Source organism: Klebsiella sp. 2680, from assembly GCF_900198535.1.
In the GTDB taxonomy this organism is placed as follows: Bacteria; Pseudomonadota; Gammaproteobacteria; order Enterobacterales; family Enterobacteriaceae; genus Klebsiella; species Klebsiella indica.
The window spans coordinates 402986-428156 of the sequence record NZ_FZNJ01000001.1 but is presented as its reverse complement, the minus strand read 5'-3'; the positions used below and the strand labels follow the sequence as shown (position 1 = coordinate 428156).

Annotated in this window: 20 protein-coding genes and 1 pseudogene; 16 read left to right on the top strand and 5 right to left on the bottom strand. The window is 51.5% G+C overall.

What is annotated here, in order from left to right:
• Positions 1-125: 125 nt before the first annotated feature.
• The 11 genes from hpxU (at position 126) to FN037_RS02090 (ending at position 10774) form a co-directional block, all read left to right on the top strand.
• Positions 126-965 (top strand): MurR/RpiR family transcriptional regulator HpxU, encoded by an 840-nt coding sequence (gene hpxU, locus FN037_RS02140; RefSeq protein WP_138360296.1) that lies wholly within the window; start codon positions 126-128, stop codon positions 963-965.
• 215 nt (positions 966-1180) lie between these two features.
• Positions 1181-1966 (top strand): transporter substrate-binding domain-containing protein, encoded by a 786-nt coding sequence (locus FN037_RS02135; RefSeq protein WP_138360297.1) that lies wholly within the window; start codon positions 1181-1183, stop codon positions 1964-1966.
• A 9-nt stretch (positions 1967-1975) separates the two neighbouring features.
• Positions 1976-2641: an amino acid ABC transporter permease gene (locus FN037_RS02130; RefSeq protein ID WP_138360298.1), complete on the top strand. Its 666-nt coding sequence runs from the start codon at positions 1976-1978 to the stop codon at positions 2639-2641.
• The gene (locus tag FN037_RS02125; protein ID WP_171034849.1) at positions 2641-3297 is read left to right on the top strand and encodes an amino acid ABC transporter permease; all 657 of its coding nucleotides are present in this window, start codon (positions 2641-2643) and stop codon (positions 3295-3297) included. The genes FN037_RS02130 and FN037_RS02125 overlap by 1 nt, the downstream gene beginning before the upstream one ends.
• Positions 3278-4015, top strand: coding sequence for an amino acid ABC transporter ATP-binding protein (locus FN037_RS02120; RefSeq protein WP_138360300.1), 738 nt, complete (start codon positions 3278-3280; stop codon positions 4013-4015). Before FN037_RS02125 ends, FN037_RS02120 begins: the two co-directional genes overlap by 20 nt.
• 15 nt (positions 4016-4030) lie before the next feature.
• Positions 4031-5272: a pyridoxal-phosphate-dependent aminotransferase family protein gene (locus tag FN037_RS02115; RefSeq protein WP_138360301.1), complete on the top strand. Its 1242-nt coding sequence runs from the start codon at positions 4031-4033 to the stop codon at positions 5270-5272.
• Positions 5269-6528 carry an allantoate amidohydrolase gene (gene hpxK, locus FN037_RS02110; RefSeq protein ID WP_142501449.1) on the top strand — a complete coding sequence of 420 codons (1260 nt, stop codon included), beginning with the start codon at positions 5269-5271 and terminating at the stop codon, positions 6526-6528. The genes FN037_RS02115 and hpxK overlap by 4 nt, the downstream gene beginning before the upstream one ends.
• A gap of 315 nt (positions 6529-6843) precedes the next feature.
• Positions 6844-8283, top strand: coding sequence for a circularly permuted type 2 ATP-grasp protein (locus FN037_RS02105; protein ID WP_138360303.1), 1440 nt, complete (start codon positions 6844-6846; stop codon positions 8281-8283).
• Positions 8277-9206: an alpha-E domain-containing protein gene (locus tag FN037_RS02100; protein ID WP_138360304.1), complete on the top strand. Its 930-nt coding sequence runs from the start codon at positions 8277-8279 to the stop codon at positions 9204-9206. The genes FN037_RS02105 and FN037_RS02100 overlap by 7 nt, the downstream gene beginning before the upstream one ends.
• Entirely contained in the window at positions 9203-10018 is an 816-nt protein-coding gene (locus FN037_RS02095; RefSeq protein ID WP_138360305.1) for a transglutaminase family protein, read from the top strand. Before FN037_RS02100 ends, FN037_RS02095 begins: the two co-directional genes overlap by 4 nt.
• An 18-nt stretch (positions 10019-10036) precedes the next feature.
• The gene (locus tag FN037_RS02090; RefSeq protein ID WP_138360306.1) at positions 10037-10774 is read left to right on the top strand and encodes a proteasome-type protease; all 738 of its coding nucleotides are present in this window, start codon (positions 10037-10039) and stop codon (positions 10772-10774) included.
• An 86-nt stretch (positions 10775-10860) separates the two neighbouring features.
• Here the strand turns inward: FN037_RS02090 and FN037_RS02085 are convergent, their stop codons facing one another.
• Positions 10861-11754 (bottom strand): LysR substrate-binding domain-containing protein, encoded by an 894-nt coding sequence (locus FN037_RS02085; RefSeq protein ID WP_138360307.1) that lies wholly within the window; start codon positions 11752-11754, stop codon positions 10861-10863.
• 306 nt (positions 11755-12060) lie between these two features.
• Between FN037_RS02085 and pckA the strand changes: the two genes are divergently transcribed.
• Positions 12061-13701 (top strand): phosphoenolpyruvate carboxykinase (ATP), encoded by a 1641-nt coding sequence (pckA, locus tag FN037_RS02080; protein ID WP_138360308.1) that lies wholly within the window; start codon positions 12061-12063, stop codon positions 13699-13701.
• A gap of 172 nt (positions 13702-13873) precedes the next feature.
• Here pckA and FN037_RS02075 read toward each other — a convergent pair whose 3' ends face one another.
• The 3 genes and pseudogenes from FN037_RS02075 to FN037_RS02065 all read right to left on the bottom strand — a co-directional run bounded on the left by FN037_RS02075 (position 13874) and on the right by FN037_RS02065 (position 17271).
• Complete coding sequence (locus tag FN037_RS02075; protein WP_138360309.1) at positions 13874-14305, bottom strand: PTS sugar transporter subunit IIA; 432 nt, start codon at positions 14303-14305, stop codon at positions 13874-13876.
• Positions 14295-15741: pseudogene (locus FN037_RS02070) on the bottom strand (sugar porter family MFS transporter). Before FN037_RS02070 ends, FN037_RS02075 begins: the two are co-directional and overlap by 11 nt.
• A 1077-nt stretch (positions 15742-16818) precedes the next feature.
• A complete protein-coding gene (locus tag FN037_RS02065) occupies positions 16819-17271 on the bottom strand; it encodes a MarR family winged helix-turn-helix transcriptional regulator (protein ID WP_171034842.1) in 453 nt (150 codons plus the stop codon).
• Positions 17272-17963: 692 nt separating this feature from the next.
• On the opposite strand from FN037_RS02065, the gene FN037_RS02060 reads away from it, so the two are divergent.
• The 3 genes from FN037_RS02060 (at position 17964) to ade (ending at position 22892) form a co-directional block, all read left to right on the top strand.
• Complete coding sequence (locus FN037_RS02060) at positions 17964-19292, top strand: NCS2 family permease (RefSeq protein ID WP_138360398.1); 1329 nt, start codon at positions 17964-17966, stop codon at positions 19290-19292.
• 14 nt (positions 19293-19306) lie between these two features.
• Positions 19307-21085, top strand: coding sequence for an adenine deaminase (locus tag FN037_RS02055; RefSeq protein WP_138360311.1), 1779 nt, complete (start codon positions 19307-19309; stop codon positions 21083-21085).
• Positions 21086-21152: 67 nt separating this feature from the next.
• Positions 21153-22892: an adenine deaminase gene (gene ade, locus FN037_RS02050; RefSeq protein WP_142501448.1), complete on the top strand. Its 1740-nt coding sequence runs from the start codon at positions 21153-21155 to the stop codon at positions 22890-22892.
• Between the two features lie 228 nt (positions 22893-23120).
• On the opposite strand, the gene FN037_RS02045 is transcribed toward ade, so the two are convergent.
• Positions 23121-24014 (bottom strand): LysR family transcriptional regulator, encoded by an 894-nt coding sequence (locus FN037_RS02045; protein WP_142501447.1) that lies wholly within the window; start codon positions 24012-24014, stop codon positions 23121-23123.
• A 111-nt stretch (positions 24015-24125) separates the two neighbouring features.
• On the opposite strand from FN037_RS02045, the gene FN037_RS02040 reads away from it, so the two are divergent.
• Positions 24126-25100: an NmrA family NAD(P)-binding protein gene (locus tag FN037_RS02040; RefSeq protein ID WP_142501446.1), complete on the top strand. Its 975-nt coding sequence runs from the start codon at positions 24126-24128 to the stop codon at positions 25098-25100.
• Positions 25101-25171 lie beyond the last annotated feature (71 nt).

Here is a 25171-nt window from a genome sequence, read left to right as displayed (position 1 = left end):
AGCTGTTCCATGTCTGAACATAACGTTTCAACCGTGGTCTGCGATGCGTATTTTTTGCGGAACTGGCATGCATTATGAAAGCGGTTAACGCTATAGTGCGGTGAAACGAAAGTTACAGAGGTCTTATGCAACAGCTTGATGAACGACTGAAAGCGCAGTACGCGTCTTTATCGCCGCAGGAACAGCGGGTGGCGGATTTTATTTTCGACCATTTCGATGATCTGATTAGTTACAACAGCGCGGAACTGGCGCGCCTGAGCTGCGTATCGAAAGCGACCGTCAGCCGGTTGTTCAAGCGCCTGGGCTATGAGAAATATAAAGATATGCGCGATGAGCTGCGTACCTTGCGCCAGAGCGGAATGCCGCTCACCGATAATCGCGATGCGGTACAGGGTAACACGCTGCTGGCGCGCCACTATAAACAGGAGATGGCGAACCTGACGCAATGGGTCAATGCCCTGGATGTTCAGCAATTCGCCGGGGCGATTCAGGCGCTGGTCGCCGCGCGACGCATTTTTATCGTCGGTATGCGCAACTCCTGGCCGGCGGCGCTGCATCTTCGTCAGCAGCTTTTACAGGCCCGCGGACAGATTCAGGTGTTGCCGCAGCCAGGGCAAAGTTTAAGCGAAGAGCTGGTGGATTTAACCGCTGAAGACCTGGTGGTGGTGATGGCGTTTCGCCGCCGTCCGCGCATTATTCGTCCGCTGTTGCAGCAGCTTCAGAGCCGCGGCATTCCGGTATTGTTAATGTGCGAACCGCAGGCGCATGGCCTGTTTCCGCTGGCGCGGTGGCAGCTTTGCGCGCCGCTGGATAGCGTCTCGGCCTATGATAGCTACGCCTCGGTAAATAGCCTGATCAATCTGCTGGCGAATGCTTTCCTGCACGAAATCCTCGATAAAGGCCGTCCGCGTATTCACGAGATCGCCAACCTTTACCAGCACCTGGATGAGCTCGAACAGCGATAATGGGGCGCCAGCGTGGTGCTTTGCATTATTTTGGTGCAATCGACATAAAGAGGAAACGCAGTATTGTTTCCACTTTATGTCGATTTTTTTCTTGTTTTATCGTCTTTTAACTGTGAAGTGGCTGATTGCATTATCGTGATATTTACCTGGCACATTAGTTGCAAAAGTTAATTTAAAGAATCTTTTGTTTCATGCTAACGTAACGGGTAAATACGATGAAAAAACTGTTGATCGCACTGGCCGGGGTCGCCTGTCTGTTAACCAATCTGTCAGCCGCGCGGGCTGACCAGCTACAGGATATTGAAAAGCGCGGCGTTATCCGCATTGCGGTGCCGCAGGATTTCCCGCCGTTTGGCTCGGTAGGCACCGACCTTCAGCCGCAGGGCTATGACATTGATATGGCGCGCTATCTCGCCAAAGAGATGAAGCTCAAGCTGCAACTGGTGCCGGTCACCAGTGCCAACCGCGTGCCGTATCTGCAAACCGATAAGGTTGATCTGGTGATTTCCAGTCTCGGCAAAAATGCGGAACGGGAGAAGGTGATCGATTTCAGCCGCGCCTATGCGCCGTTTTTCCTTGGTGTGTTTGGCCCGAAAGGCGAGGAGCTGAAGGATCCGGCGGCGCTGAGCGGTAAAAGCGTTGGCGTGACCCGCGGCGCGGTGGAGGACATGGTACTGACCAGCGTGGCGCCGAAAGATGCGCAGATTAAACGCTACGAAGATAACAATACCACGCTGTCAGCCTGGCTTTCCGGCCAGGTACAGTATGTGGCGACCGGCAACCTGGTGGTGGCGGCCATTTCCCGCCAGAATCCCACTAAAGCGCCGGTCGTGAGCTTTATGCTGAAGGATTCGCCGTGCTTTATCGGCCTGAAAAAGAATGAACCGGCGCTGAAGGCGAAGGTGAATACGCTGATTGAACAGGGTATTAAAGACGGCACGCTGAATGGTCTGTCCGAGAAGTGGATGAAAGCGCCGCTGCCCGCCAGCCTCGGCGCATAAGGGCCGGGCATGACGGAGCAACTTCATTTCTCTGCGCTCTGGCCGCACTGGCCGGAGCTACTGGCGGGACTGTGGGTGACCATTCAACTCACGGTTCTGGCGACGATCGGCGGCCTGACGCTGGGCATCTTCGGCGCCGCCATTCGCAGCGGGCGTGCCAGTTGGTTTAGTCGGATGTGGGGCGGGTATGTTGAACTGATCCGCAATACGCCGTTTGTGGTACAGCTGTTTTTTATCGTCTTCGGTTTACCGAATCTGGGGCTAAAGATGACGGCGGGCGAGGCCGCGCTGCTGGCGATGGTGGTGAATCTCGGCGCCTACAGCACTGAGATCGTGCGCGCCGGTATTCAGGTGACGCCGAAAGGGCAGTGGGAAGCCGGTCGGGTACTGGGACTCACCCGGACGCAGACCTTTATGCAGGTGATTTTGCCGCCTGCGTTACAGCGCATTTATCCGGCGCTGGTGAGCCAGTGCATTATCGTGATGCTCGGATCATCGGTGGTGTCGCAGGTCTCTTATGAGGAACTGACCTTTGCCGCCAACCTGATTCAGTCGCGCACTTTTCTCAGCTTTGAGGTCTATCTGGTGACCACGGGGATCTATTTAGTGTTGTCGATATCGATGCGTCAGTTACTGATGGCGGCAGGGCGTAAATGGCTGGGGGTGCAGGCATGATGACCACCTTTACCGATTGGGACATTGTCCGCAATCTGCTGCTTGCCGGGCGCTGGACGGTACTGCTGTCGCTGGTGGCCTTTGTCGGAGGCGCGCTGGTGACGTTGCCGCTATTGCTGCTGCGCCTGACCGGCGGGCGGCAGGTGCAACGCCTGATTCGTGGCTATATCGAACTGTTTCAGGGTACGCCGCTGCTGATGCAACTGTTTCTCGCCTTTTTCGGCGTGGCGCTGTTTGGTATTGATGTGTCGGCGTGGACCGCGGCGTCGCTGGCGCTGACGCTGTATACCAGCGCCTTTTTGCTCGATATCTGGCACGGCAGTATTCGCGCGCTGCCAAAAGGGCAGTGGGAAGCGTCGCGCTGTCTGGGGCTGAGCTTTGCTCAGACGTTGTATCGGGTGGTCGCGCCGCAGGCGCTGCGTATTGCCATCGCCCCGACGGTAGGGTTTGCCGTTCAGGTTATCAAGGGTACGGCGCTGGCGTCGATTATCGGCTTCGTCGAACTCACGAAAGCGGGCACCATGCTGACCAACGTGACCTACCAGCCGTTTAAAGTCTTTGCGCTGGTGGCGCTGGGTTACTTCATTCTGTGTTATCCGCTGTCCCGCTACAGTCGTTATCTGGAGAACAAGTTCAATGCCTCTCATCACCATTAATCAAATGCAGAAGTATTACGGCGATAACCATGTGCTCAAGGGTGTCGATCTGGATATCGATATGGGTGAAGTTATCTCGATTATCGGCCGCAGCGGGTCAGGTAAGAGTACGCTGCTGCGCTGTATTAACGGCCTTGAAGGCTATCAGGAAGGCAGCATTAAGCTCGGCGGGATGACCATTACCGATCGCGATTCCCAGGCGCGGGAAATCAGCCGCTCTATCGGCATGGTGTTCCAGAGCTTTAATCTATTCCCGCATATGACGGCGCTGGAAAACGTGATGCTGGCCCCGCGCCGGGTGCTGAAAAAGAGCGCCGCCGAGTGCCGCGAACTGGCCCGGCAGATGCTGGAAAAAGTGGGGCTTGGCGACCGGATTGATTACTATCCGGCCAATCTTTCCGGCGGCCAGCAGCAGCGCGTGGCGATTGCCCGCGCGTTGGCGATGTCGCCAAAAGTTTTACTCTGCGACGAGATCACCTCGGCGCTGGACCCGGAACTGGTTGGCGAAGTGCTCAAAGTGCTGGAGCAACTGGCGGCGGAAGGTATGACGCTGATCCTCGTGACCCATGAAATGAATTTTGCCCGCGAAGTGGGCGACCGCGTGGTGTTTATGCATCAGGGGCGCGTCTGGGAGCAGGGTGACAGTAAAACGCTGTTCGCCAATCCGCAGACCAGTGAACTGAAGCAGTTTATTTCATCCGTGCGCGGTCTCAACTAATTAAAGGATTTTCCGATGGATATCACTCAGTTTTCGCAAATCAACCCTCCGTCGCGGCTGCTAATGGGACCGGGCCCGATCAACGCCGATCCCCGCGTGCTGCGCGCCATGTCGAGCCAGCTTATTGGCCAGTATGACCCGGCGATGACCCATTACATGAATGAGGTGATGGCGCTGTATCGCGGTGTCTTCCGTACGGAAAACCGCTGGACGATGCTGGTCGACGGTACCTCGCGGGCGGGGATTGAAGCGATTCTGCTTTCGGCGATTAGGCCAGGGGACAAAGTGCTGGTGCCGGTCTTTGGCCGCTTCGGTCATCTGCTGTGCGAAATCGCCCGCCGCTGCCGGGCGGAGGTACACACCATTGAAGTGCCGTGGGGAGAGGTCTTTACCCCGGACCGGATTGAAGACGCCATCAAAAGCGTGCGCCCGCGGCTGCTGCTGACGGTGCAGGGCGATACTTCTACTACCATGCTGCAACCGCTGGCGGAACTGGGGGAAATCTGTCGCCGCTACGATGTGCTGTTTTATACCGATGCGACCGCTTCGCTGGGCGGCAACCCGCTGGAAACCGACGCCTGGCAACTGGATGCGGTGTCGGCGGGCATGCAAAAATGCCTCGGCGGCCCGTCCGGAACTTCGCCCATTACCCTTAGCGCGCGGATGGAAGAGGCGATTCGCCGCCGCAAGTGCGTTGAAGAGGGGATCCGTACCGATGCTCACCTCGATGGCGTCGATGAGATGGTCTACTCCAACTACTTCGACCTCGGCATGATTATGGATTACTGGGGGCCGGAGCGTCTCAATCACCATACTGAAGCCACCTCGGCGCTGTTTGCCGCCCGTGAATGCGCGCGGCTGATCCTCCAGGAAGGGCTGGATAACGGCATTGCCCGCCATAAGCTGCACGGGGATGCGCTGGTAAAAGGTATTCAGGCGATGGGGCTGGAGACGTTCGGTGACCTGAAACATAAGATGAACAACGTGCTTGGCGTGGTGATCCCGCCGGGGATTAACGGCGACCAGGCGCGAAAACTGATGCTGGAAGATTTCGGCATTGAAATCGGCACCTCGTTTGGCCCGCTGCACGGCAAGGTGTGGCGTATCGGCACCATGGGCTACAACGCGCGTAAAGACTGCGTGATGACCACGCTTAGCGCGCTGGAGTCAGTGCTGAACTATCTTAAATTTCCGACCGTCCAGGGTGCGGCGATGCAGGCGGCATGGGATCACTATCGCACCGAGAGCGCGCAATGAGTCAAACAACACGCCAGCAGGCGGAGATGCAGCAGGTCGCTGCGCGGGTGATGGCCCGCGCCGATGAGCTGGCCGCGATCAGCGAAACAGCGGACGCCCTGACCCGGGTATATCTGTCGCCGCAGCATCTACAGGCTAATCAGCAGGTGGGGTTGTGGATGGCCCAGGCCGGTATGATCGTCTGGCAGGACAGCGTCGGCAATATTTGCGGGCGCTACGAGGGAGAGCGGGAAGGCGCCCCCGCCATTTTGCTGGGATCGCATCTTGACACCGTGCGCAATGCCGGTCGTTACGACGGGATGCTCGGCGTGCTGACGGCGATTGAAGTGGTGCATCGCCTGCATCAGCAGGGACGGCGTCTGACGAAGGCGATAGAAATTGTCGGTTTTGGCGATGAAGAGGGGACGCGTTTTGGTATCACGCTGCTCGGCAGTCGCGGGCTGACCGGTACCTGGCCAGATGGCTGGCTGGCGCAGACCGATGCCGACGGCGTCAGCGTGGGGCAGGCAATGGTGCTGGCCGGGCTGGATCCGTCGCGCATTCATCTTGCCGCCCGCAGCGTGGAGGAGATTGCCGCCTATCTGGAACTGCATATCGAACAGGGCCCGTGTCTGGAGCAGGAGGGGCTGGCGCTGGGCGTGGTGGAGGCGATCAACGGCGCGCGTCGCCTGAACTGCTGCTTTACCGGCGAGGCGGGGCACGCGGGGACGGTGCCGATGAACCACCGTAAAGATGCGCTGGCGGCGGCGGCAGAGTGGATGGTGCTGACAGAGACCATGACCCGCGAGTACGGGGAGAACCTTGTTGCCACGGTGGGTACGCTGCGCTGTGCGCCTGGCGCGGTCAACGTTATTCCCGGCGAAGTGACGCTGACCCTCGATATTCGCGGGCCGAACGATCGGCCGCTGGATGCGCTCCTGACCACGCTGCTGATGCGGGGGGAGGAGATCGCCGCCCGTCGTCAGTTGCGATTCCGCGCGGAAGAGTTTTACCGTATTGCCGCGACCGCCTGCGATAGCGGATTACAGCAGGTATTAAGCGCGGCGGTGCGCAGGGTTCAGGGGCGGTCGCTGACGCTGCCGAGCGGCGCCGGGCATGATGCCATCGCCATTGCCGAACGCTGGCCGTCGGCAATGCTGTTTGTTCGCTGCAAAGGTGGCGTCAGCCATCATCCTGCCGAGTCAGTTACCGTCGACGATGTGGCGCTGGCGATCGAGGCTTATTTCCTCGCGGTGTCGGAACTGGCGGCGAAATAGGTTATCCCGCAAGTGCTGGCGGCGGGTATTGTCGGGATAACGCCCTTTTCCGGGGGCGTCCCGGCATTCGCGGCGTTGGGGGGATCGTCCGCTACCCCGCGGGGTTAGCATCGCGCGAGTCAGTTTGCACTATTGTGGTGCATTTCAGGCAAGGAACATGCCATAAATAAGCAAAGCGTCTGGTTATTATTTATTCAAATATGCAAAAAGGTGTAACGGCATTGCGCCGCGGCGATACGCTGCGTTACCTGGCATAATTAATGCTTATCTCTTAGCGGAATTACCTCAAAATGAGTATAACCGGAGGAGACGGTCATGATAAAAATAACGCTTCCAGACGGGCATTATTATGATGAGATGCTTACCGCACAGGGAGAGCAGCGCCAGCACTATAACGCCTGGTGGCAATGGTTTCGCAACACCGATCAATTCTCTATCCGGCAGAAAAAAGAGCAGGCTGAGCTACTCTTTCACCGAATCGGCATCACTTTTAACGTCTACGGTGAGGATGAGGGCACTGAACGACTGATCCCTTTTGACAGCGTGCCGCGCATTATTCCCGCCACCGAGTGGCAGCGGATCGACCTTGGCATTCGCCAGCGGGTGAAAGCCCTGAATGCTTTCCTTTACGATATCTATCACGACCAGAATATCCTGCGCGCGGGGCTGATTCCGGCGGAACAGGTGCTGGCCAACGAACAGTATCAGCCCTGTATGCAGGGGATTAATTTACCCAATAACACCTATGCCCATATCACCGGGGTGGATATGGTACGCAACAGCGACGGCCAGTATTACGTGCTGGAGGACAATTTGCGAACGCCTTCCGGCGTCTCCTATATGCTGGAAAACCGCAAGATGATGATGCGGCTGTATCCCGAAATGTTCGAACAGCATCATATTGCGCCGGTAGAGCGTTATCCCAGCTATTTGCTGCAGACCCTGCGCGAAAGTTCGCCGGTGGATGATCCGTGCGTGGTGGTGATGACGCCGGGACGCTTTAACAGCGCCTATTTTGAGCACAGTTTTCTGGCTCAGCAGATGGGCGTCGAGCTGGTGGAAAGCGCCGATCTGTTTATTAAAACCGGGGCGGTGTATATGCGTACCACCGAGGGACCGCGGCGCGTGGATGTGATTTACCGGCGTATTGACGATGCGTATCTCGATCCGCTGGCCTTTCGCGCCGATTCCATGTTAGGCGTTCCCGGGCTGTTGTCGGTGTATCGCGCCGGGGGCGTGGTGCTGGCCAACGCCATCGGAACCGGCGTCGCCGATGATAAATCGATCTATCCCTACGTGCCGGAGATGATCCGCTTCTATCTGGGCGAACAGCCGATCCTGAGTAACATTCCCACCTGGCAGTGCCGCAAAGAGGACGATCTTCGCTACGTGCTGAGCAACCTTGAACGGATGGTGGTGAAGGAGGTTCACGGCGCCGGGGGCTATGGCATGCTGGTCGGCCCGCGTTCAACCAAAGAGGAGCGCGAAGTGTTTCGCCAGCGTCTGCTGGCGAACCCGGCCAACTATATTGGCCAGGACACCCTGGCGTTGTCGACTTGTCCAACGTTTATCGAGGATGGTCTGGCGCCACGCCACATTGATTTACGTCCTTTTGTTCTCTCCGGCCAGGAGATCCGCCTGGTGCCTGGCGGACTCACGCGCGTGGCGCTAACCGAAGGTTCGCTGGTAGTGAACTCGTCGCAGGGCGGCGGTACTAAGGATACCTGGGTAATGGAGGATGATGCATCATGCTAAGCCGCACAGCGAGTGAACTCTTCTGGATGGCGCGTTATCTTGAGCGCGCGGAAAGCTATGCCCGGGTACTGGATGTGACCTGGAAGCTGTCGATGATCCCCCGCCATAGCCAGCAGTCGCGGGATTTGGCCTTACCGCTAAACTTGTCGCTGACCCACGAGTTATTTCAGGCGCGACACGCGCGTTTCACCATGAGCAATCTGCTTAATTTTTTCGCCCTTGACGGGAACAATCCGTACAGCATTTTTAGCTGCGTCGAAATGGCGTGGAATAATGCCCATGCGGTGCGCGGTAGTCTGTCGGCGGAAGTGTGGGAAAGTATCAACGCCACGCGTATTGAGCTGCGCAAACTGCGCCAGCAGGGGATCGGCGAACTGGGTAACGACGCTTTTTTCGAATGGGTAAAAGAGCGGGTACATCTGTTTCGCGGGGCGATCCTCGGCACCCTGCTGCGTAACGACGCATTAAGCTTTATCGGTATCGGTACGCTGATTGAGCGGGCGTCCGCCACCGCACAACTCCTGTTGATTAAGGATCAGCAACTGAATAGCGACCCGGACCCGGTGCGTGAGTATTACCGGCTGGATACCCTGCTCAACGCGGTCAGCGCCCGCGAGGCCTACAACAGTATTTACCGTCAGCCGCTAACCCGTGAGACGGTGATGGAACTGCTGATTTTACGTAATGATGTGCCGAGATCGCTGAGAGCCAGTATTTCCGACCTGGTCGGGCAACTGGAACAGATTGCCAACGATCGTTCATACCTGCCGCTGCGCCTGGCGCATAAACTCAACGTCGATTTGCGCTTCAGCACTCGCGACGATCTGGCGCAGGCCGATTTACAGGTTACGCTCAATGGGCTGCTGGCGCGGATTAACGCGCTTTCTGACAGCATCAGACAAACTTATCTGGAGGCGTTATGAAACTGGTTATCGATCACCTGACCCGCTACGGCTACGATGAAGAAGTGAAGTTTTCGACCCAGTATCTGCGCCTGACGCCGCGCAGTAACGGGCGGCAAAAGATCACCTCCTGGACATTAACGCTGCCGGACGGCTCCACGGTTGCCACCACCGATGCGTGGGGCAACATCCTGCATGTGCTGACGCTGGATAATCCGCATAAAGAGATTGTTATTCGCGCCAGCGGGATCGTCGATATCGCGGAAGAGGGCGAGGAGATGGGCGCCGAACAACAGGAGCTGCTGTCGCCGCTGGTCTTTTTACGCAGTACGCCGCTCACCCGTGCTGATGACCAGATTCGCGAATTTGCCCGCCGTTGGTTCCTGCCGGATGCTCAGGAAGAGAGTCTTAACCGCTTAATGACGGAACTGCTGCTCAGAATGCCTTATTCGCCAGGGGCGACACAGGTCCAGGATTCCGCTGCCGATGCGTTTGCGCGGGCGAAAGGGGTTTGTCAGGATCACACCCATGTATTCCTCGCCTGCTGTCGCGCGCTGGAGATCCCGGCGCGCTATGTGAGCGGCTATGTCTATAGCGACAACGCCAGGCACGTCGCCATGCATGCCTGGGCGGAAGTGTGGTTGAACGATCGCTGGCACTCTTTTGATATCACCAATAATACCCGCAATATGAATCAACATTTGCGGTTGGCGACCGGGCTGGATTATCTTGATGCGTGTCCGGTACGCGGTACCCGTCTTGGGGGCGGGGGTGAAGTGATGTTAACTAATGCTGAAGTGCGCGAGCATTCGCAACAGGCGCAGCAGCAATAACGGCAGGAACAAAGAACGATGACCTACTGTGTGGCCATGTGTTTGTCAGATGGACTGGTATTTGCCTCAGACTCCCGCACTAATGCGGGAGTGGACCATATTGCAACATTTAAAAAACTGCACGTTTTCCATCAGGATGGCGAGCGCGTCATGGTGCTGCAATCTGCGGGCAACCTGGCCACCACGCAGAGCGTGATTAGCCTGCTCAATGCGCGCATTCGCACTCAGCAGGAGCCGAACCTGATGCAGGTCACTTCGTTATACGATGCGGCGATGTTAATCGGCAAAACGTTACAGGAGGTGATTCAGCGTGACAGCAGCAATCAGCAAAACTGCGGCAATACCAATTTCAACTGCAATCTGCTGCTCGGTGGACAGATTGCCGGGGAAACGCACCGTCTTTTTCATATCTATCCGGAAGGTAACTTTATCGAGGCGACGCGCGATACGCCCTATTTCCAGATTGGCGAGAGTAAATACGGCAAGCCGATTATTGACCGGGTACTGACGATGGATACGCCGCTGGAGCAGGCGATGTGCTGCGCGCTGATTTCAATCGATTCAACATTGCGCAGTAATCTTTCGGTTGGGCTGCCGCTGGATACGCTGCTATACCGTAGCGGCAGCCTGAGCAGCGCCGGACAGCATCGAATAACGGACAGCGATCCTTATTTCAATACTATTCGTAAAGCCTGGTCCGAGGGGCTGCTGGGTACGTTTCAGAAACTGCCGCCGTTCACGCCGGGCGGTGACTGATATGCCTTGGCCGGCTTCCGCCAGATGCGTGTCAGGCCCGCGTTCGCTTTGCCTGAGGGTTCGCGCTTTTGCTGAATGCGGATGAATTACGCGGTGGCAGTGCTGCGGGACTTTATATGGTGCCAGAAGCGTTCGGCGGACTGGTTGAGTCGTGAACCGGAACGATAGATATAGGCGCCGATCGGCAACGACAGGCTCTTATCCATAATCGCCAGGCGGCCTTCTTCAAGTTCGCGCTTTATGGAGTATTGCGGGAGCCAGCCAACCCCGTCTCCGTTAAGGATCATGCGTTTTAACAGCTCGCTCATGGATGAAACGAAAGTCAGAGAAAAGGTGATCTCAGGTTTGCGGTCAATAACCTGGTTAACCTGCCGTCCCATGTAGCTGTCGTTGGCGTATTTCATCAGCGGCAGCACGCCGCGGTGTAAATAAAAAAGCGGCCGGCCATTTTTATCGCAGGGCGAAACGAGATGCAGCGCGGAGTCGAAAATTTTGTGGTTGATAAACGGATAGTTCATCAACTCTTCGTTATAAAACGACAGAATAAAATCGCTTTTCCCTTCTTTAAGATTGAACACCGCATCGTTGACGTTAATCGATTCAACATGAAATGTTTTATTCTTTCTGTCGGTATAACCGGCGATAATCTCGGGGAGTAATAAAACAGAAAGCGAAGGTGCTGCATCGATTCTTATTTTTTGGGTTGTGTTGCTTAATCCCTTAATACGGCTGATTTGAAAATCCATATCATCAAGCATATTTCGCGCATAGCCGACAAAAATTTTGCCGCGGTTGGTCAACTGTAACGGGTTTGCCGAGCGGTCAAAGATACTAAAGCCCAGCGAGGCTTCCAGCGCCTGAATGCGCCGACTGAAGGAAGATTGTGAAATATTTCGACTTTTTGCCGCCAGGGTAAAGCTTCTGGACTCTTCCAGGGCAATCACATCGTAAAGCCATTTTACTTCAAGATTCGCCAGCACCGCTATTCCTCAACATATCATTTAAGGCTATGCAATTTTAGCATAACGCATAGAAACTATGCAATTAACATCAATAACTACAGGTGTTAACATTTTTACCGGAGTTTAGCTTATGACTTATTCTTTAAACGATATTTCTTAAGTACAGGCGCCCCCCTACGCGAGCACGATTTTAAATCGCCGGCCCTGTTTGGCCTGTTTATTTAATGCAATGCGGATTGTTTATTAAAAATAGTCTGGCGGTGGTAAATAACAGGTTGAATAAGCAAATGCATCTTATCCAGCCAATTGTTTGTCAGGAGTTCCATGTCACATATTGAATCAGTAAAAGCGGCTCTTCTTGAGCTTGGCATTCAGAATAGCAGCGAGCTGTTTTATAACCCGGATTACGACTTGCTGATTGCGCATGAAACCAGCGCGGAGTTAACCGGTGAGGCGCGCGGCGTGATGACCGGGTGCGGCGCGGTCGCGGTTGATACCGGCATTTTTACCGGGCGTTCGCCGCGTGACAAATATATTGTCAGAGATGACGTGACGCGTGACACCGTGTGGTGGTCTGATGCTGGTCTGGGGCGGAATGATAATAAACCGTTAACGACTGAGATTTGGACCGATCTCAAGGCACGGGTTGCCGGACAGCTTAGCGGCAAAAAATTGTATATTGTTGATGCCTGGTGCGGCGCCAGTCCGGCGACTCGCCTGGGGGTGCGTTTCGTGACCGAGGTGGCGTGGCAGGCGCACTTCGTTAAAAATATGTTTATTGCGCCGAACGCAGAGGAACTGGCTGAATTTACGCCGGATTTCGTTGTTCTCAACGGTGCGGGCTGTACCAACGATAAATGGCAGGAACAAGGGCTTAACTCCGAGAACTTTGTGGCTTTCAATTTGAGTGAAAATATTCAGTTGATTGGCGGCACCTGGTACGGCGGCGAAATGAAGAAAGGGCTGTTTTCGGTGATGAACTATCTGTTGCCGCAGCAGGGGATCGCGTCGATGCACTGCTCGGCGAACCGCGGTGAAGCGGGCGATGTCGCGCTGTTCTTCGGCCTTTCCGGGACCGGCAAGACCACGCTTTCCACCGACCCGCAGCGACAGCTTATCGGCGATGATGAGCATGGCTGGGATGATGAGGGCGTGTTCAACTTTGAAGGCGGTTGCTATGCCAAGACCATTAATCTTGAGCCGCAGGCCGAGCCGGAGATCTATCGCGCGATTCGCCGCAATGCGCTGCTGGAAAATGTGGTAGTCAGAGCGGACGGCAGCGTCGATTACGCCGATGGCAGCAAAACCGAAAACACACGCGTCTCTTATCCTTTATCGCATATTGAGAACATCGTTAAGCCGGTATCGCGTGCAGGCCATCCGTCGAAGGTGATTTTCCTTGCCGCCGATGCGTTTGGCGTACTGCCGCCGGTTTCTCGCCTGACGACGGAACAGATGCAGTACCACTTCCTGTCAGGATTTACCTCTAAACTGGCCGGAACTGAACGCGGTATTACACAACCGACGCCAACGTTTTCAGCCTGTTATGGCGCCGCGTTTCTGCTGCTGCATCCGACACAGTATGCCAGCGTCCTGGCGGCGAAAATGGCAGAGGTGGGCGCTGAAGCCTGGCTGGTTAACACGGGCTGGAACGGTGAAGGCAAACGTCTTTCCTTGCGTGATACACGCAATATCATTAGCGCAATTTTAAACGGCACCACCGGAGAGATGCGCGCAGAGACCGTGCCGGTATTTGACTTGTCTATTCCTCAGGCCATTGCGGGCGTGGATAGCGCGCTGCTTGATCCGCGTAGCGGTTGGTCATCTGCCGATAAGTGGCAGGAGAAAGCGGAGAGTCTGGCACAGTTGTTTATTGACAACTTTAAACAATATACGGATACCGAAGCCGGAGCTCGGTTAGCGTTAGCGGGCCCGACGCCTGCAAAATCAGTCGTTGCGGCGTAATTAATATTATCGTCGGAAGCGTCAGAGCGTCACCCGGACAGCGTCCGGGTTTTTCTTAATAAAAAACCGTTATCACACCATTTTGCCCGTCTGCGAGGGCGGTGTCGGCGTGCGTCGGCAAAATAGACGCGGTAACAGGGGCAGGATCTGTGGCCATTCCTGCCCCGAGCGATCAGTGCTGCTGCAGAATTTTCAGGAAGTCCTGCTTATTCGATATCAAGGAGAGCGCCTTTGCGATGATCTCATCACTAAAGATCGAGGCAATATCTCTCAAAACATCAATATGTTCACTCTCTTTGGCGATAACGCCAATCGCAATAAACATTACGTTATTTCTGTCCCAGATCACGCCATCCGGAAACTGATAGATTTCGATGCCGGTTTTAACAATGATGTTGGTTGCTGATTTAGGCAGATGCGGTAGCGTAATGCCATTACCTAAAAAGGTGGAGACCTGACGCTCTCTTTCACCAAGAAAAGCCACGCAATCATCACTGACGTAACCTTTGGCCTTGAAATCAGCACCGATCATTGCCAGCACTTCCGCTTTGTTTTTCGCCTGGCACGACAGATGTAGATTATCTTGCGTAATATTATCGATCATAACCCGCTTTCCTTCGTCGCAGTGTTGATTTGTGCATCGTATTTATTGGTGGACAGCTCTTCTTCGAGTTGCTCGAGCGATTTATTTGATGTTTCGGGCAGAGCTGTTACTACAAAGATAATGGCCAGGTAGTTAATCGCGGCAAAAATCAGGAATACCGGCCCTAAACCAAGTTTGGCTTGTAACAATGGGAACAGGTAGCTGACGATGGCATTCATAACCCACATGAAAAATACCGAAATGCCCATTGACAGCCCGCGAAATCTGAGCGGGAACAGTTCAGCTAATACCACCCAGGTGATAAATCCGAGGGTGCCCTGCATTACACCAACAAACAGTGCGCCAAGCAGCCAGATGGCCGTCGCTTTGATATCGCCAACAAGGGTGTAGTCGACGCCGGCAATGATAAGGTGCAGCGTGGCCATGATAGCAAAACCATAAATAATAATGGTTTTACGCTTAAACCGGTCAACGAGAAATAGCACGCCAAATAACATTCCCCCCACGGAGAACACGCCATTAAGCACGTTGCAGATTAATGAGGTTCTCTCTGAGAATCCTGCGGTGCTCAGGATCTCTGTACCATAGTACATAATGACGTTGACCCCGGTAGTCTGCTGTATGGCAGACCACACCACGCCGATCAGCAGAAGTTTAAAAATCCATGGCGTATGAATGATGGTCACAAAGGCGTTTTGCGAAGTCAGCTTGTTGTCTTCCTCAGCCTTTATTAATGTTTTGATATCATTGAATTCCTTCACCGCACGTTCAAGGGGACGAATTTGTTTCAGTATTTCCAGCGCTTCTTCCTCGCGTTTTTTGCTGATTAACCAACGAGGGCTTTCCGGTGAACGCAACATGCCAACAAAGAGACAGATAGCCGGAATGGCCTGGACCATTAACATATATCGCCAGACATCAGGGAGATGCCCCCAGACGACGCCTATAATGGCGTTTATGGCAAAGGCGGCGAGTTGACCGACAACAATTGCGACTTCATTTAACCCGGTCAGTCTACCGCGCATCTCTGTTGGCGCGACTTCGGAGATAAATGTTGGGGCGGTTACCGAGGCGCCGCCAACAGCGTAACCAAGAATAAAGCGAGAAATAAGGAGCACGGTAATATCGGGCGCAAAGGCGGACATCAGCGCGCCGATGAAAAAAAACAGTGATAAAAAGAGTAAGTACTTTCTTCTGCCAAAGAAATCTGCGAATTTCCCTCCGAAAACGCTGCCTAATGCGGCACCGATCAGCAACACGCTCATTACCAGACCTTCAGTCGTCGGGGTTAATGCCATATATTGCTTCAGTGAGGAAAATGCACCATTAATGACGCCAGTGTCATAACCGAATAGAAGGCCACCAAATGTTGCCACTAAGGTTATTTGGTGTAGTCGCTTTCTCTGTTGTAGGTTCAGATTCATAATAAGAGACATTTTTATACCTTTTGTTTTGATTAACGGCGCGAGATAAAAATGCGTCATCCCAGTCACGTTGCGTATGACTGTTATGAAACGATTTTTTGTTCCTGGTGCTACTATTTAGCGCTTACGGCAAGACGCTAAATAAAACCGGTCAAAGAGGTTTTGTATTGATCAATAATAAATCATCAGTATGTGCGATGTTCTCCGGTGGGTTGGTGTTTACACTATCCCCGGCAGATTCCTGATACCAACAGATGTGGGGATAACAAAAAACCGTATCCGTTGTACCTATAACGCCTGCGCTCACTTTCTTCATCACATCCTCCGGGGGGTAAGGATTTCTGCTTCACCAGTAAGGTGCCCAGCGTGCATGTAATCAGGGATATTATTGCCACTATTAATGAAATGTAAATGCAAATAGATCACATTTTGAAAATTTCATTTCGATTTTGGCGCACAAAGAATATGTTATCTTTATCCTGCCAAAAGGGGTTTTTTTATAATTAATTGATATGCAAAGTGATTTTTTTCATTTCAGCCAACGCTAAAATTCCGCAATAGTTAAACGAAATGTTAAAATTATGATACGTGTCACATTTGAGAATGTACTCCATTATGAAATTTATATTCCATTGTTGTATTTATTTTAATTTTTGTTCGATTTTTGAGACATCCTGGAGAAGGGAGCGGTGAGGGAATGCGTCCATGCCAGCCTGTCATCAGGCGACGTTTTTTTCACGCCGTTTATGTGGTTATTCGCGTCATCCTTTTTAGTGTCTGAGTGTTGTCTGACCCGAATGCCCGGTCCATCATTATGCATGTTGTAAGTAACTCTGCGGGCCAGACTCTGAGGAGAATAAAATGTCCACCGTGTTACGCCTGGTATTGTCAGCTTAATCCGTTATTCCATCAGGCGTAAAGGGTATGACCAGCCTGGAGGGCGCAATATAAAACATCAGAGTGGACATGTAATATGTGGGGATAATTGGCTGGCGCTGCTTATGAATCGCCCTGAAGGGCGTTCACCACGCAAAGTGTTTGCCTGTGCGCCGCGAGCGCCGACGGCGCGCAGAAAACAGGCCATATGAATTAGAAGTATCTGGCGTTTTTTATCAGTAAATTGCAGAGAGCCGTAAATTCATCCTCTGGCATGCGTTGTTGCAAATTGCAAAGGAATTCCTGGTAAACATTCCATTCCAGCGCTAATTGCGCTTTTGCTTCAGTCGTCAGTTGCAAATGAATTATTCGCCGATCTTGCTGGCTTTTAAAACGGCAAATCATGTTACGTTGTTCCAGTTTACTGACCATGGCACTGGCCGAGGATGTTTTTACCGAAACTTTTTGTGCCAGTTCTTTTAAACTCAATGGCCCATCGCGCAGCGCATTAATATAGTAATATTCATTCCAGCTAATATTTCCTATCGGGGTTTGTTGATCATAACGACGCCAGAAGTCAAGTAACGACCGGCTTAGCCGTAACAACGCCTGCTCTGTTTTTATGAAGTCGATTGATTCCGGTGCATCAGGTTTTAATTCAGTCATTTTTTTCATCTTATTGCATGCTTCGTCATTTTATAAGGCCATTAGCAACAGATTAAAGTAATATCCATAATATATAGCGTTTTATCCTACCATGTGGGCGGTGGTACTCAAATTAAAAAATAAAAAAAGTCGCACAAAAAATAAATCCCATTCAGGAACGGGTAAGTTGTCGATGACAAGGCGTTGTGAGGACGCTCAGGCTATCTCCCTCATCGTTCAGATTACGGATGCCCTGGCGAGGGCGCCTGAACGCCGCTCGTCGTCACTGGGGAATCCACGCAAATCCTTTCAGCATACCGCCAGGATTATTTTATAAAATAATTCAATAAGATAAATGCAACTTTTCGACGTTGTCGATAATTATTCAGAGGGGACACAGCGTGACAGGGAAAAATAAACCGAGAGTCAAACTATGACGGTACGTAAAACTGAGATCGTCCGATCCACGAAGTAGGGGCGTGAAAATGCGGCCTGTTCTATCATTTTTACTATTAATAATAGTTAGACTAACTAACTTTTGATTAAAATCAAAATATTCCGAAAGGTAAGGGTGCTAAAAGTGGTCGACCTACTGTTATCACGCGATGTTAACTTCAACGGTAGGTGTGTAACCAGCCACACAGTATCTATCTGTGAGCCTTTGGCGCTCTTGTCCATCAGCTTTAGTTTGCTCGTTATACGGAGTAAATAATATGTCCGAAACAGCCACTAAGAGATCGGATCCACGTTCTTTTCTGGATCGCTGGTTTTCCCTTAAAGAAAAAGGTACCTGTGTTAAAACCGAACTGATAGCCAGTTTCACAACGTTTCTAACGATGGTTTATGTGATTTTCGTGAACCCGCAAATTTTGTCACATGCCGGGATGAACGAGCAGGCGGTATTTGTCACAACCTGTATGATTACGGCTATTGGTTGCATTTTGATGGGGCTAATTGCGAAGTTACCGATAGCGCTTGCGCCGGGGATGGGGATCAACGCTTATTTCGCGTTTGTGCTCGCCGGAGGCATGGGGCTTTCATGGCAAACAGGAATGGCTATTATTTTTCTTGGCGCCAGCGGTTTTTTTCTTTTATCGCTATTTCGCGTTCGTTACTGGATGGTTGCTAATATACCTCTTTCACTACGTATTGGCATCGGTAGTGGCTGCGGATTACTCATTGCACTGATAGGCTTGCATAACGCCGGTATTATTGTTGCCAATCCGGATACAATGGTGACCATTGGCGATGTTAAATCTATTCCTTTCGCACTGAGCGCACTGGGTTTTCTCCTGATATGCATATTCGCATACCGTGGACTTCATGCCGCCATCCTTATCTCTTTCGTCGTAATCACTCTCATCGGTTGGTTGCTTGGTGATGTAACGTATCAGGGGATCGCCAGTTTACCGCCTGATATTTCCCCGGTTTTTGGCCAGCTTGATTTGGCTGGTGCGCTCGATATTTCGTTAGTGGGTATCATCATTTCAGTCATGCTTATCAACCTTTTTGAGTCATCCGGAACGCTAATTGCCGTTACCGATAAAGCGGGTCTGGCCGATCGGCAAGGGCGGTATCCAAATCAACAAAAATCACTCTATATCGACAGTGTCTGTTCCATGGGCGGGGCCTTTATGGGAACGTCCGCGGTCACCGCTTACATTGAAAGCGCGTCCGGTGTTGCCGTGGGGGGGCGAAGCGGGCTGATGGCCGTTGGTGTCGGGGTATTATTTTTGCTGGCAATGTTTTTTTCCCCGTTGGCAAAAATGGTACCGGCATATGCCACCGCCGGCGCACTCATTTACGTCGGGGTGTTAATGGTGGCGGAACTGGTGCGCGTGCAGTGGGAGGATCTTACTGAAGCCGTGCCGGCATTTGTTGCAACGGTGATGATGCCTTTTTCATTCACGATTACCGAGGGCATTGCGACGGGTTTTATTGCTTATGCGGCAATGAAGCTGGGAGCAGGCCGTTGGCGTGAAATCTCGTTATGTACTGCGATTATGACCGTGCTGTTCCTTGTCCGTTATGTCTTTCTGTAAATGGAGACGTTGTTATGATTAAAGAAAATTTAGCTGACTTGATTGACGCCGGCGCAGGTAAAATTCCGGCGGATATCGTAATCTGTGGCGGTTTGCTTGTGAATGTCACCTCATCAGAAATTTATCCTGCTGATGTGGCGATATATCGATCTCGTATTGTCGCAACTGGCGATGTCGGGGACTATATTGGGCCGAATACTCAGCGAATTGATGCCACAAATAAGTATCTGGTTCCCGGCCTGATCGATGGTCATTTACATATTGAGTGCAGCAAACTGTCAATGACCAGCTTTGCTAAAGCCGTTATTCCTCATGGCACGACCAGTATTGTATCCGGGCTGGATCAGTACCTGATTACCGCGGGGCTGGATGGTGTGCGCGAAGTGCTGAATGAAATCCAGCAGGGGCCTTTAAAGGTCTTCTGGGGGCTGCCGTACACAATGCCTTACACGCTGCCAAAGTCCAATGTCGGTTTTAACATTACCGGAGAAACGCACGCGGAAGTCCAAAAATGGCCAGAAGTGTATGGCGTCTGGGAAACGGTCTCTGAATTTGTTGAAAATCAGGATCCTGATGTTCTTAAGGCCATTGAACTGGCCGGTGAAAACCGGTTGCCTGTCTTTGGCTGCGCGCCGATGTGTCGCGGTAAGCGCCTGAATGCTATTCTGAGCGCAGGTCTGAGGCTGGACCACGAGAGTTACACACATGAAGAGGCGCTGGAAAAGATCCGAAAAGGGATGTACATGCTGATTCGCGAATCCTCGATCTCGCATTTTCTTCATGAAAACATGAAAGTGGTGACGCACCTGAATCCGCGTCTGGCGCGTCGTATCAGTTTCTGTACCGATGATGTGACGGCCTCTGACATTCTGGCGAATGGTCATATGGATAAACTGGTTCGAATGGCCATTGCCGCTGGGGTTGACCCCTTGACAGCAATACAGATGGGGTCGATTAACAGTGCTGAGGCGTATCGTATCGATCATCTGGTTGGTTCTATTTCTCCAGGACGTATTGCCGATATTCTGCTCGTCAATGATTTGCGATTGTTTGACATTGAGACCGTGATTGCTAAAGGCAAGCTGACGGTGGTTAACGGTAAGATGGTATGGGATTTGTCCCCGCCGAAACGCAGTGCAACGCTTTTGCAAAGCATAAAATTGCCGGCTGTTAGTGCGGAAGAGATGAAGCTGTATACCTCACTGCAAGCGGACAAGGTTAAAGCCCTTTCTATGGAAGTCGCGTTTGACGTGCCTTTTGTCCGGACGCGTCGGGATGTCATTCTGAATGTTGATGCTGGCGTTGTCTTACCCGATTTGCAGCAGGATGTTTTGTACGCCGCAGTTGTAGAACGTTTTGGTAAAACGCAGAACAGACCCATAGCGTTGGTATCCGGCTGGAAACTGAAAGCCGGTGCGATGGCGAGTTCGTGTGCGCCGGATGATAACAACGTGGTCTGCATCGGGACCAATTCTGACGATATGGCATTGGCTATCAACCACCTTGCAGAACAGGGGGGAGGTCAGGTCATTGTTCGCGACGGGCAAATACTGGGTTTCCTGCCCTTGCCGATCTGCGGCATCGTTTCAGATTTGGATCCGCAGGCAATGGCCGATGAAGAAGCCCGACTGCTGAATATCGCCCGCGAGTTAGGTTGCGATTTGCCCGATCCCATATTTTATATGTCCTGCCTGCAAATCACCTCTATTCCGGATTACGCCATGACTGATGTTGGCGCGATTGATTATGCAACACTGAAACCCTTTGATCCGATACTCGAGGCTGCCGAATAAGCTTGACACAATACTGCACCTTTCATCCGGTGCAGTATGACGCAATTATTCTTAAAGGGGATAATAAATGGGTAAGCAGAATGATTTAGCCGCATTGATTGATATGGCTGCGGGACGAGCGCCGGTAGATTTACTCATTATCAATTGTAAGATAGTCGATGTTTTTACCCAAAGCCTGTGCGATGGTCCGCTGGCGATTGGTATGGGCAAGATAATCGGCATTGGCGAATATCACGCCCGAAAAACACTGGATGCAAAAGGGGGGTATATTCTGCCAGGTCTGATAGACGGACATGTGCATATTGAGTCTTCGTCGTTGATCCCTTCACAGTTCGCCCGCTGTATCTTGCCTCATGGTACAACCACGATTATTGCTGATCCGCACGAGATCGCTAATGTCTGCGGATTAGAGGGTATCCGTTACATGCTGGATGCCTCACGAAACCTGCCTTTGAATGTCAGGATGATGTTGCCCTCATGCGTTCCCGCCACGCCGTTTGAGGAATCCGGCGCTGAATTGTTGGCGCATGATCTGGAGATATTAATCACTGACCCCGGCGTTCACGGTCTGGGAGAAGTGATGGATTATCCGGGGGTAATTAATAATGCAGAAAAGGTCATCAATAAACTGACGATGGCGCAGCGCTATAATCGTGTTATTGATGGTCACAGCCCCGGAGTGAAAGGGCGGGAACTGACTGCCTATGCAATGGGCGGCGTGATGACGGACCATGAGTGCAGTTCACTGGAGGAAATGCAGGACAGGCTGCGTCTGGGCATGTATGTTCTGATTCGTGAAGGCTCTGCCTGCAAAGATCTGCTCTTGCTTGTACCCGGACTGACGCCGGCAAACGCCAGACGCTGCGTTTTGTGTACCGATGACAGAGAGCCGGCGGATATCCTGGCGACCGGACATATTAATAAAAGTTTGAGGCTGGCAGTAAAAGCGGGGGTTGATCCATTGCTGGCTGTCACATTAGCGACGTTGAATGCAGCCGAATGTTATCGACTGACAGGTAAGGGCGCTATTGCGCCGGGATACGATGCCGATTTACTGATCGTGGACAATCTGACGGAATTCGCCGCCCGACATGTGTTGATTGAGGGAGAGGAAATCGCGCAAAACGGTAAGCTGTTAGTTGAATTGCCGGATTATGTTGCCGAGACCGTCCTCAATACGGTGCGCCTGGCGCCGATTGGCATGGATGAGCTGACATTGCCTCTGACCAGTCAACAGGTGAGGGCGATTGGCGTCAAGCCCGGGAGCGTACTGACTGATTCACTAACGCTGACCGTGGTGCCGGATGACAACGGATGTTTCGATCCAAAACTCAATCCGGGCCTGAACAAGCTTGCCGTGATTGAGCGCCATCATGCATCAGGCAATATCGGTTTGGGTATACTGGCGAATTATGGCCTGAAAAACGGCGCTATCGCCATGACAGTCGCGCATGACTCACATAACCTGGTTGTGGTCGGCGATAACGATGCCGATATGCTGGCCGCGATTGAGGATATAAAAAAGATGGGCGGAGGGTTTACGTTGTGTCAGGCGGGAAAGGTTCTGGCGCACTTGCCGCTTCCTGTGGGCGGATTAATGTCTGAGAAAAGTGCGGTAGAGGTTGCCGCCCGGATGGAGCATATGCTCTGTCTGGCTAAGAAAACATTCGGCATCAATGAGGATATACAGCCACTTATGACGCTGGTTTTTATGACTCTGCCGGTTATTCCTGCCTTAAAACTGACGTCCACCGGGCTTTTTGACGTTACCCGTTTTGCCAGGGTTGAGGTTTGCTTGCCTGAGTAAACGCTGTTCATCATGTGGCTATTTAATAAACGGCCTGCAGGCCGTTTCCGATTGTTGACAAAGTACGCGCTTGCCGAATTGCCCGACAGCGCGTCGAGTATGCGATCTTTCCGCAAATGCATAATGGGATAACATTGTGATTTTCCCGACCGGGTAAGGCGTTACCCGCCGCCCGGCGGAAAGGTCTGCACATTCACTGTTACGTGAAATTTTCGTAATGGTGCGGTCCTAAGAGGAATATGAGACGAAATTTTGATGGATAAATTTTGCAAGTTCAATAATGGCAGGGTTTACGCTGCTTTTAAGATAAGCAACGCCATAAGAGAACGTTTCATTAATATTGAATGGCAGGCAAACAAGATCGTCTTCATTGGTATTACAAAATGCCGGAATAATTGCCACGCCCATATTGGACTTAATGTAAATTTCACCGGAGACGATTGAATCCGAGAAAATATACTGACTATCTGGTAACGTTGAAATCAGACGCTGCTGAACAACATTCCACTCTTTAGGACCATGATTAGAATCGAGAAGTATGATGGTTTCCTGACGAATATCCTCGAAATCGATCAGTGTTTTTGACGCCAACTTGCTGTTACGGTTAATCAGGCAGGTGATACCCTCATTCATTATCTCTTTATATATCACACCATCCGTATTTTCAATATCATCTTTTACCGTCATTATTATGTCACAGGCGCCTGAGAGTAATGCGTTTTTTCTTTCTTTATGATTTGTTTTTAATACCATTATTTGGACGTCGGCATTTAATGCCGTAAATCCGTTAATCATTCGCGATAGATTATCTACTTCAACATTATGTCCTTCATAACCAATTTTTATGACGCTGTGTTTTCCCCGGTTGATTAAAGATGCCTCATTAATCCCGATTTGTAAGCGCGAAAGGAACTCTTTGGCGTTATAGTAAAAATGCTTACCGGCTTTCGTTAATTCAACTTTATGGTTAGTTCTGACGAAAAGCTGAAAGCGTAACAGGCTTTCAAGTTTTTTGATTTGATGGGATATCGCGGGTTGCGTCAAATGCAGGATTTCGCCGGTTTGTGAAAAACTGAGGGTCTCACACAGGATGACAAAACATCTTAATTGTATGATTTTCATAGCATTACACCGTAATAAAAATCTTTCATAGCCTATTAATTGTTTCCATTAAACACTTCAAAATCTATCAGGTAAAGTAAAAACAAGATTAATTCAAGTGGTGAGGATGGTATGAAATATCTTGTAACGGGGTGTGACGGGAAGCTGGGGGGACGTATCGCCGAGAATATGTTGAGTAGAGTAAGCCCGCAAGAGCTGATATTTACTTGTCCAGACCCACAACGAATTCCGGCAGATAAAGTTGCTCAATGGGTTAAGAAAGGGGTTGAAATTCGTGCTGCCAATTATGACAACCCGAAGCAGATGCTTAGCGCTTTTGCCGGTGCCGACCGGATGTTTATGATTTCAGGAATATTGATCGGAGAAAAACGCGTCAAACAACACTGTAATGTGATTGACTCAGCGTTAAGCGCCGGTGTTCAACATATCACATATTGCTCTTTTGTTGGTGCTTCCGATCCGCGTTATCAGCACGTCTATGTTACTCCGGATCATACCGCAACCGAAGCTTATATTAAATTTCTGAGTAAGAAAAAAGAATTTAAATATAATATAATGCGCAATAATCTTTACATGGAAAACTATCTGACAACATCCGTGATGCTGGCACTGATGTCAGGAAATAAATGGTATACTACCGCGGGCGAAGGCAAGGGAACATTTATCGCAAAAGATGACTGCGCAAAAGCCGCCACCGCACTGCTGCTGGGCGCGGGTGAAAATAATAAGGCTTATAATATTACCGGGCGTCAGTCGGTCTCGCAGCGCGATCTCTGCGCTATTGTCAGCAAGGCTTCTGGTATTAACATTGAATATTGCCCTGTTGGTAAGGATGAATTTTATAAATATCTTGATGAAATGGGAATCCCTCGCGATACCGATCAAGATTTCTCATTATCTCCAGTTCCGTGGTGTGGTAACGATATGGTAACTAATGAAGCCAGTATTGCTGAAGGGTTGATGGATATTCGCTCCGATGATTTTTATAAACTGACATCGTCATATCCGAAAACAGCGGAAGAAATCATCGGTAATTACAGTTACATATGGGAGAAAGGGATTACCAACTGGAAAGATATCGTCTGACCACACATTTTGCTTTCCTGTTACTTCCTCACGTCCAATGGGGGAAGGTTTGCCGGCGAATATTCATGCCG

Excerpts from the sequence above, each read along its gene's own strand:
- FN037_RS02115 (WP_138360301.1), top strand. The coding sequence starts at position 4,031 with ATGGATATCACTCAGTTTTCGCAAATCAACCCTCCGTCGCGGCTGCTA.
- ade (WP_142501448.1), top strand. The coding sequence starts at position 21,153 with ATGGGTAAGCAGAATGATTTAGCCGCATTGATTGATATGGCTGCGGGA.
- FN037_RS02125 (WP_171034849.1), top strand. The coding sequence starts at position 2,641 with ATGACCACCTTTACCGATTGGGACATTGTCCGCAATCTGCTGCTTGCC.
- FN037_RS02100 (WP_138360304.1), top strand. The coding sequence starts at position 8,277 with ATGCTAAGCCGCACAGCGAGTGAACTCTTCTGGATGGCGCGTTATCTT.
- FN037_RS02105 (WP_138360303.1), top strand. The coding sequence starts at position 6,844 with ATGATAAAAATAACGCTTCCAGACGGGCATTATTATGATGAGATGCTT.
- hpxU (WP_138360296.1), top strand. The coding sequence starts at position 126 with ATGCAACAGCTTGATGAACGACTGAAAGCGCAGTACGCGTCTTTATCG.
- hpxK (WP_142501449.1), top strand. The coding sequence starts at position 5,269 with ATGAGTCAAACAACACGCCAGCAGGCGGAGATGCAGCAGGTCGCTGCG.
- FN037_RS02120 (WP_138360300.1), top strand. The coding sequence starts at position 3,278 with ATGCCTCTCATCACCATTAATCAAATGCAGAAGTATTACGGCGATAAC.
- FN037_RS02130 (WP_138360298.1), top strand. The coding sequence starts at position 1,976 with ATGACGGAGCAACTTCATTTCTCTGCGCTCTGGCCGCACTGGCCGGAG.
- FN037_RS02090 (WP_138360306.1), top strand. The coding sequence starts at position 10,037 with ATGACCTACTGTGTGGCCATGTGTTTGTCAGATGGACTGGTATTTGCC.
- pckA (WP_138360308.1), top strand. The coding sequence starts at position 12,061 with ATGTCACATATTGAATCAGTAAAAGCGGCTCTTCTTGAGCTTGGCATT.
- FN037_RS02045 (WP_142501447.1), bottom strand. The coding sequence starts at position 24,014 with ATGAAAATCATACAATTAAGATGTTTTGTCATCCTGTGTGAGACCCTC.
- FN037_RS02095 (WP_138360305.1), top strand. The coding sequence starts at position 9,203 with ATGAAACTGGTTATCGATCACCTGACCCGCTACGGCTACGATGAAGAA.
- FN037_RS02065 (WP_171034842.1), bottom strand. The coding sequence starts at position 17,271 with ATGACTGAATTAAAACCTGATGCACCGGAATCAATCGACTTCATAAAA.
- FN037_RS02040 (WP_142501446.1), top strand. The coding sequence starts at position 24,126 with ATGAAATATCTTGTAACGGGGTGTGACGGGAAGCTGGGGGGACGTATC.
- FN037_RS02060 (WP_138360398.1), top strand. The coding sequence starts at position 17,964 with ATGTCCGAAACAGCCACTAAGAGATCGGATCCACGTTCTTTTCTGGAT.
- FN037_RS02075 (WP_138360309.1), bottom strand. The coding sequence starts at position 14,305 with ATGATCGATAATATTACGCAAGATAATCTACATCTGTCGTGCCAGGCG.
- FN037_RS02135 (WP_138360297.1), top strand. The coding sequence starts at position 1,181 with ATGAAAAAACTGTTGATCGCACTGGCCGGGGTCGCCTGTCTGTTAACC.
- FN037_RS02055 (WP_138360311.1), top strand. The coding sequence starts at position 19,307 with ATGATTAAAGAAAATTTAGCTGACTTGATTGACGCCGGCGCAGGTAAA.